This is a genomic window from Bradyrhizobium sp. WBOS08, from assembly GCF_024585125.1.
Lineage (GTDB): Bacteria > Pseudomonadota > Alphaproteobacteria > Rhizobiales > Xanthobacteraceae > Bradyrhizobium > Bradyrhizobium japonicum_B.
On the sequence record NZ_CP028988.1, the window covers coordinates 3,291,121 to 3,304,993 of the forward strand.

Below are 13,873 nucleotides of genomic sequence, written 5' to 3' on the forward strand. Positions count from 1 at the left end.
CCCGCTGCGGCCCGCAGTGACGCTGTGCCGAGCGGCTGCAATCACATTCCTGCGCTTTTGCTGCGCTCATTTGCCCCAGCGCACAAGCGCGACCGAGGCCGCAGTCGACAGGCCGAACACCACCATGGCGCCGCCGACCAGCGCGAACAAGGTCCAGGCCGGCGCCTGCGCAATCATGAGGCCGATGCCGCCGATCGCGACGATCAGAAGTCGCGCGGTGGAAGCGAGCACCGGTCCGCCGACGCGGGCCGCGCCTTGTGACGAGAAGTAGAGCGACACGCCCATGCCGAAGAACACGAAGGCCGGACCGGCCCAGTGGAAATAGCTGTGCGCCGCGGCAGTGACGCCGGGGTCTTGCGTAAAGAGTGCGACCCAGAGCGCGGGATCGAGCGCGACGACGAGCCCGATCAGGCCGACCGTGAGTCCGGAGGCCGCCGCCGCGGTCCAGGCGACATGCCGGGCCCGCTTCAAATGTCCGGCGCCTATCGCCAGCCCGACCATCGGCACCGAGGCGATGCCGAAGGCGAAGGTGATCGGGATCAGCAGGAATTCCAGCCGCGAGCCGATGCCGTAACCGGCCAGCACCTCGGTGCCGAAGGTCGCCAGGATCTTCGTGAAGATCAGGATCGTGAGCACGGTCTGGAGCGGCGACAGGCAGGCCACCGCGCCGACCTTGAGAATGTCCAGGAACATCGCGCGCTCGAAACGGAAGGCGCGGAAGTCGAGCTGCAGCCGGCTGCGCCCGGACCACAGATACCAGAGCAGGAAGACCGCCGCGCAGCTGAACGCGATCAGCTGGCCGCTGGCGACACCCGGCATGCCGAATTGCGTCACGCCGAACAGGCCGAGACCCAGCGTGCCGCCGAGCACGACCTGGAGCACGCTCGCCCCGATCAGCGTCATCGAGGGCAGGCGCATGTCGCCGGTGCCTCGGATCACCGAGGCCAGCGTGTTGACGAGCCAGATCGCGACCGCGCCGGAGAACAGCACCTGCGAATAGCCACAGGCCTCCTCCAGGACGCGGTCCCGGCCGCCGAGCAGGGTGAAGAACCAGCGGCCGAAGCCGAGCATCATCACCGTGAAGAACAGCCCGCCGCAGAGGCCGATGATGGCCGCATGCAGCGCCAGCGTGGCGGCGCGGTCACGATCCCCGGCGCCGAGGGCGCGGCTGATCGCGGACGAGACCCCGCCGCCCATCGCGCCCGCGCTCATCATCTGCGTCAGCATCGCGAACGGAAACACCAGGGCGATCGCGGCGAGCGGGATGGTGCCGAGCCGGCCGATATAGGAGGTCTCGGCGATCGCGACCAGCGTGCTGCCGACCATCGCGATCATGTTGGGCACCGCGAGGCGGAGGAGCGTCGGCAGGATCGGCGCCGTCAGCAGGCTCGTAATGGAGGAGGCGACCGGTCCCCGCGGCGGGACGGCGTCTACGGGGGCGTCGATCGTCATGTTCACCGGGCGGACATTTTAAATGATGATCGACATATTATAGGGCCGGGAGCAGGCGGCCCAGCCCTCGCTCACGCAGAGCTCACCAGGGCAGGCCGCATAGGTCGATGGTGCCGAGCGTCGGGGCGCGGACGATGTTGAAGACGTAGGGCGCCATGTGGGTGAAGCGGATCCGCCCTTCCGGCTGTTCGCAATAGACCTCACCCTTGAAGGGCAGCCAGCTCCGGGTCTCGTAGAACGAGACATTGTGGGGCTCGCAGAACAGCAGCGCGAAGCGAACGGCCTCGTTGGCGCGCATGGTGTGGACCGCCGCGTCGATCGCCACCGTCGCATAGCCGCGGCCGCGCCGGTCCTCGCGGGTGCAGACCCCGCCGATGCCGCCAATATGGACCTTCTGCCCATTCCAGGTGACGGTGCGGAAGTAGATGCCGACATGGCAGACCAGACCGTCCTCGGGGGTCTCGATCAGGACGCGCAGATCGGCATTGGCCCATTTGATCCGAGCCCAGGGCTTATCCGCGATCGCATGTGGTCCCCAGACCGCCTGATGCAATGGCTCCGCAATCGGCCACGAGGCGTCGCCGTTCAGAATGTCGATCTCAATGCTCATGGCTTGGTCCTTCGAAGCCCCGCTTCGTGGCGCATTCGTTCTGTCATAAGAGCTTCAAAGGCAATGATATTTTTGCATCGCCCCATCCCGCCTGTGATATCTGCGCTTGCGTCGATTTTATGCAATCCGGCCAAGCTGCGGCATCACGCGCTTTCGCAAATTGGCGGTGTTTAACGGCTGCGGAACCTTCTATAAGGGGTGACCGTTAGAACCCGTTCTCCACCCAGTTGCGGACAAGAAGCCATGACCTTTACGCTGCCCCCACTCCCTTACGCCTATGACGCCCTCGGCCAGTACATGTCGAAGGAGACGCTGGAATTCCACCACGACAAGCATCATCAGGCCTACGTCACCAACGGCAACAACGCGCTCAAGGGGACCGAATGGGAAGGCAAGTCCCTTGAGGAAATCGTCAAGGGCTCGTTCGGCAAGAACCCCGCGGTGTTCAACAACGCCGGCCAGCACTACAACCACATCCACTTCTGGAGCTGGATGAAACCCAATGGCGGCGGCACCAAGCTGCCGGGCAAGCTCGAGAAGAAGATCAACGAGGACCTCGGCGGCTTCGAGAAGTTCAAGACCGACTTCCAGGCGGCCGGCGTCGGCCAGTTCGGCTCCGGCTGGTGCTGGCTCCAGGTCAAGAACGGCAAGCTCGAGATCTCCAAGACCCCGAACGGCGAGAATCCGCTGGTGCACGGCGCCATCCCGATCCTCGGCTGCGACGTCTGGGAGCATTCCTACTACATCGACTATCGCAACCGCCGCCCCGATTATCTCAAGGCGTTCGTCGAGAACCTCGTGAACTGGGAATACGTGGAGTCCCTGTTCGAGAAGGCGTGACGATGTCATTCCGGGCTCGGCGCTGACGCGCCGCCCCGGAACGACGAGATCGAAGGCGGTCGCTTATGCGGCCGCCTTTTTGCTGTGCGGAATTGCCCTGCGCAGTGCGCGCATGGGTCTGTCATCGTACCGTTTGCATCGCCCGGGCACCGCCCTTAATCAGGACGGGCATCGCCCTCGAGCCAACAAGCCCGTTGTCAGAACCTTCCCCAAAAACCCCAGCGCCGGTCGAGGATGCGGAGTCCGAGCCGCGGCCCGGGCGGGTGCGCAAGCCGATCGGCTGGTCGACCATCATCATCGCCGTTCTGGTCGCGGTCAGCGCAGCGCTGGTCTGGCGGCGTGACGGCACCGACGGCGTTCTCGACATCCTGACCCACGATCTCTCGCTGTTCTCGGGCATCCTGCCGCGCGTGCTCGCCGGCTGCCTGCTCGGGGCCTTCATCTCCGAGATCCTGCCGCACGAAAAAGTCTCGCGCTCGCTAGGGCCGAAATCCGGCCTGATGGGGCTTCTGATCGGCACCGCCTTCGGCGCGATCCTCCCGGGCGGGCCGTTCACCGCCTATCCCGTGGCGAGCGCGTTGCTCGCGGTCGGCGCCGATTTCGGCGCCACCATCGCCATGGTCGTGAGCTGGACCTTGATCGGCTACGGCCGGGCGGTGGCCTGGGAAATCCCGATCATGGGTACCGACTTCACATTGTGGCGGATTGTGATCTCGCTGCCGTTGCCGGTGCTCGCCGGCGCGCTCGGGCGCTTCGTCTATGTCCGGCTCTATCCGAAGCGCGCCAGCGACGAGGACGCGGCATGAGCGCCGCGCTCCTGATCGACATCCTGCTGTGGGGCTCGGTGCTCGGCGTCGGGCTGATCGCCTTTCGCCGCGGCCCCCCGGTGTTCAAAGCCTCGCTGCGCGAAGGCTCGATGGACTTCATCAACATCGTGCCGCGGATCGCGCTAGGGGTGATCGGCTCCGGCTACATCGCTGCCATCATCCCGCAGGAGGTCATCACCGGCTGGCTCGGGCCGGACAGCGGCTGGCTCGGCGTTGCGACCGCCGTCCTCGCCGGCGCGGCGACGCCGGGCGGCCCCGTGGTCGGCTTCTCCATCGGCACCGTGGCGCTGAAGTCGGGCGGCGGGATGCCCCAGGTGGTCGCCTATGTCGTGGCCTGGGCCCTGTTTGCCTTCCAGCGGGTGATCTTGTGGGAAATCCCGTTCATGCCGGCCCGTTTCGTCTGGTTCCGCTGCGCGGTGTCGGTGCCGTTCCCCTTCGTGGCTGCCGCCATCGCGATGGTGATTGGCAAGCCCTGAGCCGCTCCGGAATGCCAGCCCGGCCGTGGACAGGCGTAATGTTATATTATAACATCTGCGCATGGTTCCCGCTGCGTCTCACGCTCATCATCACGACCATGCCCATGGCCACCCTCATGGCCATTCCCATGCGCACGGGCATGGGCACGATCACACCCACGCCCATGTCCACGATGCGGCCTCGCCGCATCCCGCCCAGGAGGCGCCCTGGTCGATCCTGCGCATGACCATGGCCGCACGCCTCGCGGCCGCGCTTGCCGTCTGTGCCGTGCTCTGGGGCGCGGTCCTGCTGGCGATGAGGTGACGATGGCGGCGCTGCATTTCCATAACGTCACGCTGGGCTATGATCGGCATCCGGCCGTGCACCATCTCAACGGGGAGGTCGCGCGAGGTGCGCTGGTCGCCGTGATCGGCCCGAATGGCGCGGGCAAGTCGACCCTGCTGCGTGGCATCGTCGGCATCCTCAAGCCGCTCGACGGCAGCATCCATCTCGGCGGGCTCGACGCCAGGGACATCGCCTATCTGCCACAGAGCGCGGAGATCGACCGCAGCTTCCCGATCTCGGTGTTCGACTTCGTCGGCACCGGATTGTGGCGCGATGCCGGCCTGTTCGGCGGCATCGGCAAGGCCGCGCGCGGAAAGATTCTGCGCGCGATCGCGTCCGTGGGCCTCAACGGCTTCGAGAATCGCCCGATCGGCACGCTCTCCGGCGGCCAGATGCAGCGCGTGCTGTTCGCGCGCGTGCTGCTCCAGGACGCCAGCCTGATCGTGCTGGACGAGCCTTTCAACGCCATCGATGCCAAGACCACGGCCGACCTGCTCGCGCTGGTCAAGCAATGGCACCATGAGGGCCGCACCGTGCTCGCCGCGCTGCACGACATGGAGATGGTGCGCAACCATTTCAGCGAGACGCTGGTGCTGGCGCGTGGCCCGGTGGCGTGGGGACCGACGGCCGAGGTGCTGACGCCGGAAAACCTGCTGGTCGCGATGCGGATGTGCGAGGCCTTCGACGACAGCGCCGCGGCCTGCGCTGCCGGTGATATCGGCTCGCGGGCGGCCTGATATCAGATGCTCTATGACGCGCTGATCGGCCCGTTCACCGAATTCGAGTTCATGCGGCGCGCGCTCGCCGCCGTGATCGCGCTGGCGCTGGCCGGCGCGCCGATCGGCGTATTCCTGATGCTGCGGCGGATGAGCCTCGTCGGCGACGCCATGGCCCATGCGATCCTGCCGGGCGCCGCAATCGGCTTCCTGCTCTCCGGTCTCAATCTGTTCGCGATGACGGCCGGCGGCCTGCTCGCAGGCTTTGCGGTCGCGATCCTCGCCGGCTTGGTCGCGCGCTCGACCGGGCTGAAGGAGGACGCCTCGCTCGCCACCTTCTATCTGGCCTCGCTGGCGCTCGGCGTCACCATCGTCTCGATCAAGGGCACCAATATCGATCTGCTGCACGTGCTGTTCGGCAACATCCTCGCGATGGACGACCAGACGCTGCTGGTGGTTGCCTTCAACGCCACGGTGACGCTGCTCGTGCTCGCCGTGATCTACCGCCCGCTGGTGATCGAGAGCGTCGATCCCTTGTTCCTGCGTACGGTCAGCCGCGCCGGGGGACCTGCGCATCTCGCCTTTTTGGCGCTGGTCGTGATCAACCTCGTCAACGGTTTCCAGGCGCTCGGCACGCTGCTTGCGGTCGGCCTGATGATCCTGCCGGCGGGTATCGCCCGGTTCTGGTCGCGCGATCTCACCGCGATGATCTGCATCGCCGTCGTCGCTGCCGCGCTCTCCGGCTATGCCGGCCTCGTGCTGTCGTTCCAGACCCGGGTGCCCTCGGGCCCCGCGATCATTCTCGTGGCGACGGTGATCTACGTGATCTCGGTTCTGTTCGGCCGCGTCGGCGGCGTGGTCCGGCAATTGTTTCCCGGCCGGCATCTGGAAGCATGACGATGCGGTTCATCCTGTTCTGTGCGCTGTTGTTGATCGCCTCGCCAGTTCAGGCCGCGGAGCGGCTGAACGTCGTCGCGAGCTTCTCGATCCTCGCCGATTTCGTCCGTAACGTCGGCGGTGACAGGGTCAATTTGACCACACTGGTCGGCGCCGACGGCGACGTCCACGTCTACGCGCCGCCGCCCGCCGATGCGAAGCGGGTCGCGGAGGCGAAGCTCGTCATCGTCAACGGGCTTGGGCTGGAGGGCTGGCTGCCGCGTCTCGTGCAGTCGTCCGGCAGCAAGGCGCAGGTCGTCACCGCCAGCGCCGGGATCGCCCCGCTCAAGCTCGGCTCGGCGGCCGATCCGCACGCCTGGCAATCAATCCCCAACGCCAAGGTCTACGTGGCTGATATCGCCAACGCGCTGGCCGCCGCCGCTCCTGAGGAGGCCGACTTCTTTCGCGCCCAGGCCAAGGCCTATCTGGAAAAGCTCGAAACGCTGGACCGCGAGGTCCGCGAGGCCGTGGCCAAAATCCCAACCACGCGGCGCAAGGTGATCTCCACCCATGATGCCTTCGGCTATTTCGCCGCCGAGTACGGTATCCGGTTCGTCGCCCCCTTGGGCGTCTCCACCGAAACCGAGCCCAGCGCCCGGGACATCGCGACCATCATCGGGCAGATCAAGGCGCAGAAAATCCCGGCCGTTTTTCTGGAGAATATCAGCGATGACCGGCTGATCCGGCGGATCGCGGCAGAGACCGGGGCAAAGGTCGGCGGGACCCTGATTTCGGACGGCTTGACCGGCGAAAAGGGGCCTGCACCCACTTACATTGACATGGTCAGGCACAATATAAAGGCCCTGACCAGCGCGCTTGACCATTAGGGCAGGGGCCACCCCGCCTCGCGTCGCGCGAAAAGCCCGAAGCCGGAGTTGTTATGTCTGAAGCGACCTCCCAAAAAATTCCCGTGACCGTCCTGACCGGCTATCTCGGTGCCGGCAAGACCACGCTGCTGAACCGCATCCTGTCGGAAAACCACGGTAAGAAATACGCCGTCATCGTCAACGAATTCGGCGAGATCGGCATCGACAACGACCTCATCATCGGCGCCGATGAGGAAGTGTTCGAGATGAACAACGGCTGCATCTGCTGCACCGTGCGCGGCGACCTCGTTCGCATCATGGACGGCCTGATGAAGCGCAAGGGCAAGTTCGACGCCATCATCGTCGAGACCACCGGCCTTGCCGACCCCGCGCCCGTCGCCCAGACCTTCTTCGTCGACGAGGACGTGCAGAAGAACGCGCGTCTCGATGCGGTGGTGACCGTCGCCGACGCCAAATGGCTGTCCGACCGGCTCAAGGACGCGCCCGAGGCCAAGAACCAGATCGCCTTCGCCGACGTCATCGTCCTCAACAAGACCGACCTCGTCGGCAAGGGCGAGCTTGCCGAGGTCGAGGCCCGCATCCGCGCCATCAACCCCTATGCGAAGCTGCATCGCACCGAGCGCTGCTCGGTGGCGCTGGCCGACGTGCTCGACCGCGGCGCGTTCGATCTCGACCGCATCCTCGACATCGAGCCGGACTTCCTGGAGGCCGACGATCATGACCACGACCATGATCATCACCACCATCATGGCCACGATCATCATCATGATCACGGCCAAGGTCATAGTCACGGCCTGAAGCACTACCACGACGAGGACATGCTGTCGCTGTCGCTCAAGACCGACAAGCCGCTCGATCCAAACGTGTTCATGCCCTGGCTGCAGAACCTGGTGCAGGTCGAGGGCGGCAAGATTCTGCGCTCCAAGGGCATCCTCGCCTTCCACGACGACGACGACCGCTACGTCTTCCAGGGCGTCCACATGATGCTGGAGGGCAACCACCAGCGGAAGTGGAAGGAAGGCGAGCCGCGCGAGAGCCGCCTCGTCTTCATCGGCCGCGAATTGCCGGAAGAGGCCATTCGCAAGGGTTTCGAGAGCTGCATCGTCTCGTGATGAAAGAGTTCACGCCGCCGCCCGATTCCGCCTCGATCGTCTCCGTCACCGACCGCGTCAAGCCCGTTGCGCTCGGCATGGCCGTGACCTCGGCGCATTTCCTCGGGGATCGTGCCGCCTTCGTCGGCGGCGAGGAGAATGTCGCCTTGGTCGACGCCAAGGGCGAGATCGCCAAGGTCGCCGTGCACAGCGGCGGCATTCTCTCCACCGCCTTCGACGGCAAGCGCCTCGTCATGGGCGGCGACGACGGCAAGGTCGTCTCGCTCGACGCCAAGGGCGAGGTGACGCTGCTCGCCACCGACCCGAAGCGGCGCTGGATCGACGCGGTGGCGCTGCACGCCGACGGCGCCTTCGCCTGGTCCGCCGGCAAGACCGCGACCGTCAAGAGCGGCAAGGCCGAGGAGAAATCGCTCGACGTGCCCTCGACCGTCGGCGGCCTCGCCTTCGCGCCGAAGGGGCTGCGGCTCGCGATCGCGCATTACAACGGCGTGACGCTGTGGTTTCCCAACATGGAAGGATCGGCCGAATTCCTGCCCTGGGCCGGCTCGCATCACGCCGTCACCTTCAGCCCCGACAACAAGTTTCTGGTGACTGCGATGCACGAGCCGGCACTGCACGGCTGGCGGCTCGCCGACAACAGGCACATGCGCATGTCCGGTTATCCCGGCCGCGTCCGCTCGATGTCCTGGAGCGCGGGCGGCAAGGGCCTCGCCACCTCGGGCGCCGACACCGTCATCATCTGGCCGTTCGGCAGCAAGGACGGTCCGATGGGCAAGGAGCCCGCGATGCTGGCGCCGCTGCAGGCGCGCGTCTCGGTCGTCGCCTGTCATCCCAGGAACGACATCCTCGCCGCCGGCTATAGCGACGGCACCGTGCTGATGGTGCGCCTCGAGGACGGTGCCGAGATCCTGGTCCGCCGCAACGGCACGCCGCCCGTCGCCGCCATCGGCTGGAACGCCAAGGGCACGCTGCTGGCGTTTGCCGACGAAAATGGGGACGGCGGCCTGCTCGAGCTTTAATCTGTCATCCTCCAGGTCGTAGGGTAGGCAAAGGCGCACTTGCGCCGTGCCCACGATCTCCCCCGATAGGGACGGTGGGCACGCTTCCACCTTCGCTCTTCGAGCTGCGGCGGATGCTTTGCCCACTCTACAGCAGCTCAGATCCATGCGCTTTCTCACCACCTTCCAGATTGCCGATTTCGCCGACACGCTGGTCAGCCTGACCACCGCCTTCGTGCTGGGCACGCTGATCGGCGCCGAGCGGCAATACCGCCAGCGCACCGCGGGCCTGCGCACCAATGTGCTGGTCGCGGTCGGGGCTGCCGCCTTCGTCGATCTCGCCATGCAGCTCGACAATGCAGAGGGCGCGGTGCGGGTGATCGCCTATGTCGTCTCGGGCATCGGCTTCCTGGGCGCCGGCGTCATCATGAAGCAGGGCATGGACGTGCGCGGGCTCAACACCGCGGCGACGCTGTGGGCCTCGGCCGCGGTCGGGTCCTGCGCCGGTGCCGACATGATCGCGCAGGCGGCCGCGCTGACGGTCTTCGTCATTGCCGGCAACACCATGCTGCGTCCGCTGGTCAACGCCATCAACCGCATCCCGCTGAACGAGAAGGCGCTGGAGGCGAGCTATTATTTCAAGCTTGCGGTCGCGGCCGATGCCTTGCCTGATATGCGCGACCGCCTCGTCGAAAAGCTCGAGGGCGCGAAATATCCCGTGGCGAGTCTCGAGGTCGTCGAGATCGGCGAGGACATGCTGGAGATTGTCGCCAAGCTGGTCGCGAGCGCTATCGACCCGAACGAGCTGAACGCCGTGGCGACCGATCTGCAGCATCTGCCGGGCGTGCGCCATGCCACCTGGGAAGCCAGCACGACCGAGTAAGCGCGTCGTTTTGGCGCGCAGACGGGCCGTTCCGGTCTTGCCGGGGATGGAACCCTGGTCGGGCGATTTCGTTGATCCCGTGGATAAAGGCGGTGATCGATATGCCCGGCCAACATGACAAGCGCAGCCTGAAGCTCGACCTGACAATCGCTGTCTCGCTGTTCGCGGCGGGACTCGTGGTGGCGGTGATGTCGCTCGCCCAAATCCACGCCGAGAACCGGATGCAGATGGCGCAGGCGACGCAGCCGCTTCAGGGAACTCCGTCCGACGAGCAGAGCAAGGTGCCAGCGGAAGCCAAGCCCGGCGGCGACCGGCCGACCACGCCGGCGCCCGAGCCCGCGCGGCCGGATGCCCAGACGCAAGGCGCGGCCAAGCCGGCATTGCCGCCGGCACCGCCCGAGAAGATCGCGCCGCCGATCAAGGAGAAGTAGGGCGCAACCGCAGCTCCTCTGCTGCGATCGCAATCCTGCGCCGGCGTGGTGGTGAGCCGTGTTCTGCTTCACTCGCGCCGGTATGATCCGGAGCGGAAACTGACCTGCACCCCACAGGATCACTCCATGCCGACCCTGGCGCCCCTCGATGAGACGATTTCGATCGCGCAGCTTACGCGCGATCCTTATCCGATCTACCGGCGGCTGCGACGCGAGGCGCCCGTGCTGCGAGTGAAATCCGTGGGCCGGACTTTCCTCACCAAGGCTGCCGACACCAAATATGTGAAGGACAACGCGGCGCTGTTCAGCTCCGACGATCCGAACACGCCGATGAAGCGCGCCTTCCTGGCCCATACGCTGATGCGCAAGGACCACGACGAGCACCGCAGCGAGCGGATGGCGATGATGCCGGCTCTGATGCCGAAGACGATCGAGGCCGTCTGGGCACCCCTCTATGCGAAACTGGCCGCTGCGTATCTCGACCGGTTGCCTCGCGGCGAGGTCGTTGACCTCTTCCCCACGCTCGCCGGCCCCATCGCAGCGCGGATTCTGGCTCATGCCATGGGCGTTCCGGACGCGAGCGACGAGGACATGCAACGATGGTCCCAGACCCTGATCGACGGCGCCGGCAATTTTGGCTGGACGCCAGGACCCTTCGAAGCAACCGACCTTGCGAATGCGGAGATGGATCTATGTATCCGTGGTAATTTCGAACGCGTTCGCACCGAACAGGATTCCTCCGCGCTGTCCTTCATGGTGAACGCAGCAAACCCGATTGCCGAGAGTCAGATGATTGCCAACGTCAAGATCGCGATCGGGGGCGGCATCAACGAGCCGCGTGACGCTCTGCTGACGATCATCTACGGCTTGCTGACTAACCCGGACCAGCTTGAAGCCGTCCGAGAAGGAGGCAAATGGCGATCCGCCTTCGAGGAAGGCGTACGATGGGTGGCGCCGATCCAGGCGAGTTCGCGGCTCGTCATGGAAGACACCGAGATTCGCGGCTGCTTCATCCCGAAGGGCGACACGGTGATGACGATACAGGCCTCAGCCAACCGGGACGAGGAGGTCTTCGAGGATGGCGAGCGCTACGACGCGCTGCGCGAACCCAATCCTCATCAAGCCTTCGGCAACGGCCCGCATCACTGCGCCGGCGCGCACCTTTCGCGGCGGACGGTTGGCGCTATCCTTCTGCCGATGCTGTTCGACCGCTTCCCCCGTATGACCCTGCCTGATCCGGCGAGCGTCCGCTGGCATGGCTTCGGTTTCCGCGGCCCGCTCAATCTGCCGGTTCTCCTCCAGTAGGCTGACGGAACGCAGGCCTTCGACGTCGAGCCCGTAAGCGCGGGCGGTGGCGGCCGAGAAAATCGCACCGTCACCCCCGGGTGCGCGGAGCGCGAGCTACGGTGCGCAATTGCGCACCTAAGAATCCATTGAACAGCACGCTCTGTCGCCCGATGGATTCCGGGTTCGCGCCAAGTGGCGCGCCCGGAATGACGGGTGGAGGGAGCTCGCCTCACCGCACCAGGACGTTCTTGAACTGCCAGGGATCGCTGCTGTCGATGTCCTCCGGGAACAGTCCCGGCCGGTCCGTCAGCGGCGTCCAGTCGGTGTAGAAACCCTTCACCGGGCCGAGATAGGGCAGCTGGATCTCCAGGAGACGGTCGAAATCCATCTCGTCGGCCTCGACGATGCCCTCGTTCGGATTCTCCAGCGCCCACACCATGCCGCCGAGCACGGCGGAGGTCACTTGCAGGGCGGTGGCGTTCTGATAGGGCGCGAGCTCGCGGGTCTCCTCGATGGAGAGCTGCGAGCCGTACCAATAGGCATTCTTGTCGTGGCCGAACAGCAGCACGCCGAGCTCGTCGATGCCGTCGACGATCTCATCCTCTTCGAGGATGTGGTGCTTCTCCTGCATCTTGCCGGCGCGGCCGAACAGCTCATGCAGCGACAGCACGGCGTCGTCGGCCGGATGATAGGCGTAGTGGCAGGTCGGCCGGTAGATCGCCGTGCCTGATGCGTCACGCACCGTGAAGTAATCGGCGATCGAGATCGACTCGTTGTGGGTGACGAGGAAGCCGTATTGCGCGCCGCGGGTCGGGCACCAGGTGCGCACGCGCGTATTGGCGCCCGGCTGCATCAGGTAGATGGCGGCGCCGCAGCCGGCTTCGTGCGTGCGCGCATTCTCCGGCATCCATTTCTCATGGGTGCCCCAGCCGAGCTCCGACGGCTGCACGCCCTCCGATAGGAAGCCTTCCACCGACCAGGTGTTGACGAAGACGTCGGGCTCCTTCGGCTTCTTGGAGCGCTGGGTGTCGCGCTCGGCAATGTGGATACCCTTGATGCCGGCTTGCCGCATCAGATCCGCCCATTCGGCCTTGGTCTTCGGCTTGGGGGCATTGAGCTTCAGATCGGCGGCGACATTGAGCAGCGCCTGCTTGACGAAGAACGAGACCATGCCGGGATTGGCGCCGCAGCAGGAGACGGCCGTGGTCGAGCCCTTGGGCCGCGCCTTCTTGGCCGCCAGCGTCACTTCGCGAAGGGCGTAGTTGGAGCGCGCCTCCGGCCCCTTCGACGAATCGAAATAGAAGCCGAGCCAGGGCTCGTTGACGGTATCGATGTAGAGCGCGCCGAGCTCGTTGCAGAGCTCCATGATGTCGGTGGAGCCGGTGTCGACCGAGAGATTGACGCAAAACCCCTGGCCGCCGCCTTCGGTGAGCAGCGGCGACAGCAATTCGCGATAATTGTCCTTGGTCACGGCCTTCTGGATGAAGCGGACATTGTGCTTCTCGCAATGCGCCTTGCGGCCCTCGTCCTTGGGATCGATCACGGTGACGCGCGACTTGTCGTAATCGAGATGCCGCTCGATCAGCGGCAGGGTGCCTTTGCCGATGGAGCCGAAGCCGACCATGACGATGGGACCGGTGATCTTCGCGTAGATCTGCGAGGGAGGGCTCATGGGACGGTTTCTCCGGAACGTGCTGGCAGGCAAGGGTGGGTGGATCAGGCGCTGCGGCGCTTGTCAGATGCTGCGGCGCTTGGCGGTGACTTCGATCTCGACCTTCATCTCGGGCTTGGCGAGGGCGCTGACGACCAGCAAGGTCGCGGCCGGCCTGATCTCGCCGAGAACCGCGCCGCAGACGGCGAAGTGATCGTCGATGTAGCTGGGGTCGGTGACGTAGTAGGTCGCACGGACGATATCGGCCATCTCGAAACCGCCCTCCTTCAGGGCGGCTTCGATGGTCTTGAAGCAGTTGCGTGACTGGCTCGTGACGCCGGCCGGCATCGTCATCGTGCTGTAGTCATAGCCGGTGGTTCCCGCGACGAAGGCGAAATCGCCGTCGATCACGGCGCGGCTGTAGCCGACGGTCTTCTCGAGCGGAGAGCCGGTGGAGATCAGGCGACGGGGCATGGTTGGGGCCTCGACTGAAGGATGTTTC

At 65.6% G+C, this 13,873-nt stretch carries 16 protein-coding genes; 12 read left to right on the forward strand and 4 right to left on the reverse strand.

What is annotated here, in order from left to right:
* Positions 1 to 66 precede the first annotated feature (66 nt).
* Both DCM80_RS15705 and DCM80_RS15710 read right to left on the reverse strand, forming a co-directional pair.
* Entirely contained in the window at positions 67 to 1,452 is a 1,386-nt protein-coding gene (locus DCM80_RS15705) for an MATE family efflux transporter (protein WP_257197828.1), read from the reverse strand.
* A gap of 82 nt (positions 1,453 to 1,534) precedes the next feature.
* Complete coding sequence (locus DCM80_RS15710) at positions 1,535 to 2,062, reverse strand: GNAT family N-acetyltransferase (RefSeq protein WP_257197830.1); 528 nt, start codon at positions 2,060 to 2,062, stop codon at positions 1,535 to 1,537.
* A gap of 243 nt (positions 2,063 to 2,305) precedes the next feature.
* On the opposite strand from DCM80_RS15710, the gene DCM80_RS15715 reads away from it, so the two are divergent.
* The 12 genes from DCM80_RS15715 to DCM80_RS15770 all read left to right on the forward strand — a co-directional run bounded on the left by DCM80_RS15715 (position 2,306) and on the right by DCM80_RS15770 (position 11,738).
* Entirely contained in the window at positions 2,306 to 2,902 is a 597-nt protein-coding gene (locus tag DCM80_RS15715) for a superoxide dismutase (RefSeq protein WP_257197831.1), read from the forward strand.
* A gap of 194 nt (positions 2,903 to 3,096) precedes the next feature.
* Complete coding sequence (locus tag DCM80_RS15720; protein WP_028134202.1) at positions 3,097 to 3,708, forward strand: permease; 612 nt, start codon at positions 3,097 to 3,099, stop codon at positions 3,706 to 3,708.
* Positions 3,705 to 4,205 (forward strand): hypothetical protein, encoded by a 501-nt coding sequence (locus tag DCM80_RS15725; protein WP_257197832.1) that lies wholly within the window; start codon positions 3,705 to 3,707, stop codon positions 4,203 to 4,205. The genes DCM80_RS15720 and DCM80_RS15725 overlap by 4 nt, the downstream gene beginning before the upstream one ends.
* A 61-nt stretch (positions 4,206 to 4,266) precedes the next feature.
* The gene (locus DCM80_RS15730) at positions 4,267 to 4,509 is read left to right on the forward strand and encodes a hypothetical protein (RefSeq protein WP_257197833.1); all 243 of its coding nucleotides are present in this window, start codon (positions 4,267 to 4,269) and stop codon (positions 4,507 to 4,509) included.
* Positions 4,510 to 4,511: 2 nt separating this feature from the next.
* Entirely contained in the window at positions 4,512 to 5,267 is a 756-nt protein-coding gene (locus DCM80_RS15735) for a metal ABC transporter ATP-binding protein (RefSeq protein ID WP_257197834.1), read from the forward strand.
* Positions 5,268 to 5,273: 6 nt separating this feature from the next.
* Positions 5,274 to 6,143 carry a metal ABC transporter permease gene (locus DCM80_RS15740; RefSeq protein WP_257197835.1) on the forward strand — a complete coding sequence of 290 codons (870 nt, stop codon included), beginning with the start codon at positions 5,274 to 5,276 and terminating at the stop codon, positions 6,141 to 6,143.
* Between the two features lie 2 nt (positions 6,144 to 6,145).
* Entirely contained in the window at positions 6,146 to 7,009 is an 864-nt protein-coding gene (locus DCM80_RS15745) for a metal ABC transporter solute-binding protein, Zn/Mn family (protein WP_257197837.1), read from the forward strand.
* Positions 7,010 to 7,062: 53 nt separating this feature from the next.
* Positions 7,063 to 8,121: a GTP-binding protein gene (locus DCM80_RS15750; RefSeq protein WP_257197838.1), complete on the forward strand. Its 1,059-nt coding sequence runs from the start codon at positions 7,063 to 7,065 to the stop codon at positions 8,119 to 8,121.
* Positions 8,121 to 9,140 carry a WD40 repeat domain-containing protein gene (locus tag DCM80_RS15755; protein WP_257197956.1) on the forward strand — a complete coding sequence of 340 codons (1,020 nt, stop codon included), beginning with the start codon at positions 8,121 to 8,123 and terminating at the stop codon, positions 9,138 to 9,140. Before DCM80_RS15750 ends, DCM80_RS15755 begins: the two co-directional genes overlap by 1 nt.
* A gap of 145 nt (positions 9,141 to 9,285) precedes the next feature.
* Complete coding sequence (locus DCM80_RS15760) at positions 9,286 to 10,002, forward strand: MgtC/SapB family protein (RefSeq protein WP_257197840.1); 717 nt, start codon at positions 9,286 to 9,288, stop codon at positions 10,000 to 10,002.
* 101 nt (positions 10,003 to 10,103) lie between these two features.
* On the forward strand, positions 10,104 to 10,433 hold the full coding sequence (locus tag DCM80_RS15765; protein WP_257197841.1) for a hypothetical protein: 330 nt from the start codon (positions 10,104 to 10,106) through the stop codon (positions 10,431 to 10,433).
* A 126-nt stretch (positions 10,434 to 10,559) separates the two neighbouring features.
* Positions 10,560 to 11,738 carry a cytochrome P450 gene (locus tag DCM80_RS15770; RefSeq protein ID WP_257197842.1) on the forward strand — a complete coding sequence of 393 codons (1,179 nt, stop codon included), beginning with the start codon at positions 10,560 to 10,562 and terminating at the stop codon, positions 11,736 to 11,738.
* 211 nt (positions 11,739 to 11,949) lie between these two features.
* Here DCM80_RS15770 and DCM80_RS15775 read toward each other — a convergent pair whose 3' ends face one another.
* Both DCM80_RS15775 and DCM80_RS15780 read right to left on the reverse strand, forming a co-directional pair.
* Positions 11,950 to 13,392, reverse strand: a complete 1,443-nt coding sequence (locus DCM80_RS15775; RefSeq protein WP_257197843.1) for a homospermidine synthase — start codon at positions 13,390 to 13,392, stop codon at positions 11,950 to 11,952.
* Positions 13,393 to 13,455: 63 nt separating this feature from the next.
* Positions 13,456 to 13,845 (reverse strand): RidA family protein, encoded by a 390-nt coding sequence (locus DCM80_RS15780; RefSeq protein ID WP_257197844.1) that lies wholly within the window; start codon positions 13,843 to 13,845, stop codon positions 13,456 to 13,458.
* Positions 13,846 to 13,873: the final 28 nt, after the last annotated feature.

What these genes read in the sequence shown, in the direction of transcription:
- DCM80_RS15710 (WP_257197830.1), bottom strand. Translation starts at nt 2,062, where the DNA reads ATGAGCATTGAGATCGACATTCTGAACGGCGACGCCTCGTGGCCGATT.
- DCM80_RS15705 (WP_257197828.1), bottom strand. Translation starts at nt 1,452, where the DNA reads ATGACGATCGACGCCCCCGTAGACGCCGTCCCGCCGCGGGGACCGGTC.
- DCM80_RS15745 (WP_257197837.1), top strand. Translation starts at nt 6,146, where the DNA reads ATGCGGTTCATCCTGTTCTGTGCGCTGTTGTTGATCGCCTCGCCAGTT.
- DCM80_RS15735 (WP_257197834.1), top strand. Translation starts at nt 4,512, where the DNA reads ATGGCGGCGCTGCATTTCCATAACGTCACGCTGGGCTATGATCGGCAT.
- DCM80_RS15755 (WP_257197956.1), top strand. Translation starts at nt 8,121, where the DNA reads ATGAAAGAGTTCACGCCGCCGCCCGATTCCGCCTCGATCGTCTCCGTC.
- DCM80_RS15775 (WP_257197843.1), bottom strand. Translation starts at nt 13,392, where the DNA reads ATGAGCCCTCCCTCGCAGATCTACGCGAAGATCACCGGTCCCATCGTC.
- DCM80_RS15740 (WP_257197835.1), top strand. Translation starts at nt 5,274, where the DNA reads ATGCTCTATGACGCGCTGATCGGCCCGTTCACCGAATTCGAGTTCATG.
- DCM80_RS15725 (WP_257197832.1), top strand. Translation starts at nt 3,705, where the DNA reads ATGAGCGCCGCGCTCCTGATCGACATCCTGCTGTGGGGCTCGGTGCTC.
- DCM80_RS15730 (WP_257197833.1), top strand. Translation starts at nt 4,267, where the DNA reads ATGGTTCCCGCTGCGTCTCACGCTCATCATCACGACCATGCCCATGGC.
- DCM80_RS15750 (WP_257197838.1), top strand. Translation starts at nt 7,063, where the DNA reads ATGTCTGAAGCGACCTCCCAAAAAATTCCCGTGACCGTCCTGACCGGC.
- DCM80_RS15770 (WP_257197842.1), top strand. Translation starts at nt 10,560, where the DNA reads ATGCCGACCCTGGCGCCCCTCGATGAGACGATTTCGATCGCGCAGCTT.
- DCM80_RS15760 (WP_257197840.1), top strand. Translation starts at nt 9,286, where the DNA reads ATGCGCTTTCTCACCACCTTCCAGATTGCCGATTTCGCCGACACGCTG.
- DCM80_RS15780 (WP_257197844.1), bottom strand. Translation starts at nt 13,845, where the DNA reads ATGCCCCGTCGCCTGATCTCCACCGGCTCTCCGCTCGAGAAGACCGTC.
- DCM80_RS15765 (WP_257197841.1), top strand. Translation starts at nt 10,104, where the DNA reads ATGCCCGGCCAACATGACAAGCGCAGCCTGAAGCTCGACCTGACAATC.
- DCM80_RS15715 (WP_257197831.1), top strand. Translation starts at nt 2,306, where the DNA reads ATGACCTTTACGCTGCCCCCACTCCCTTACGCCTATGACGCCCTCGGC.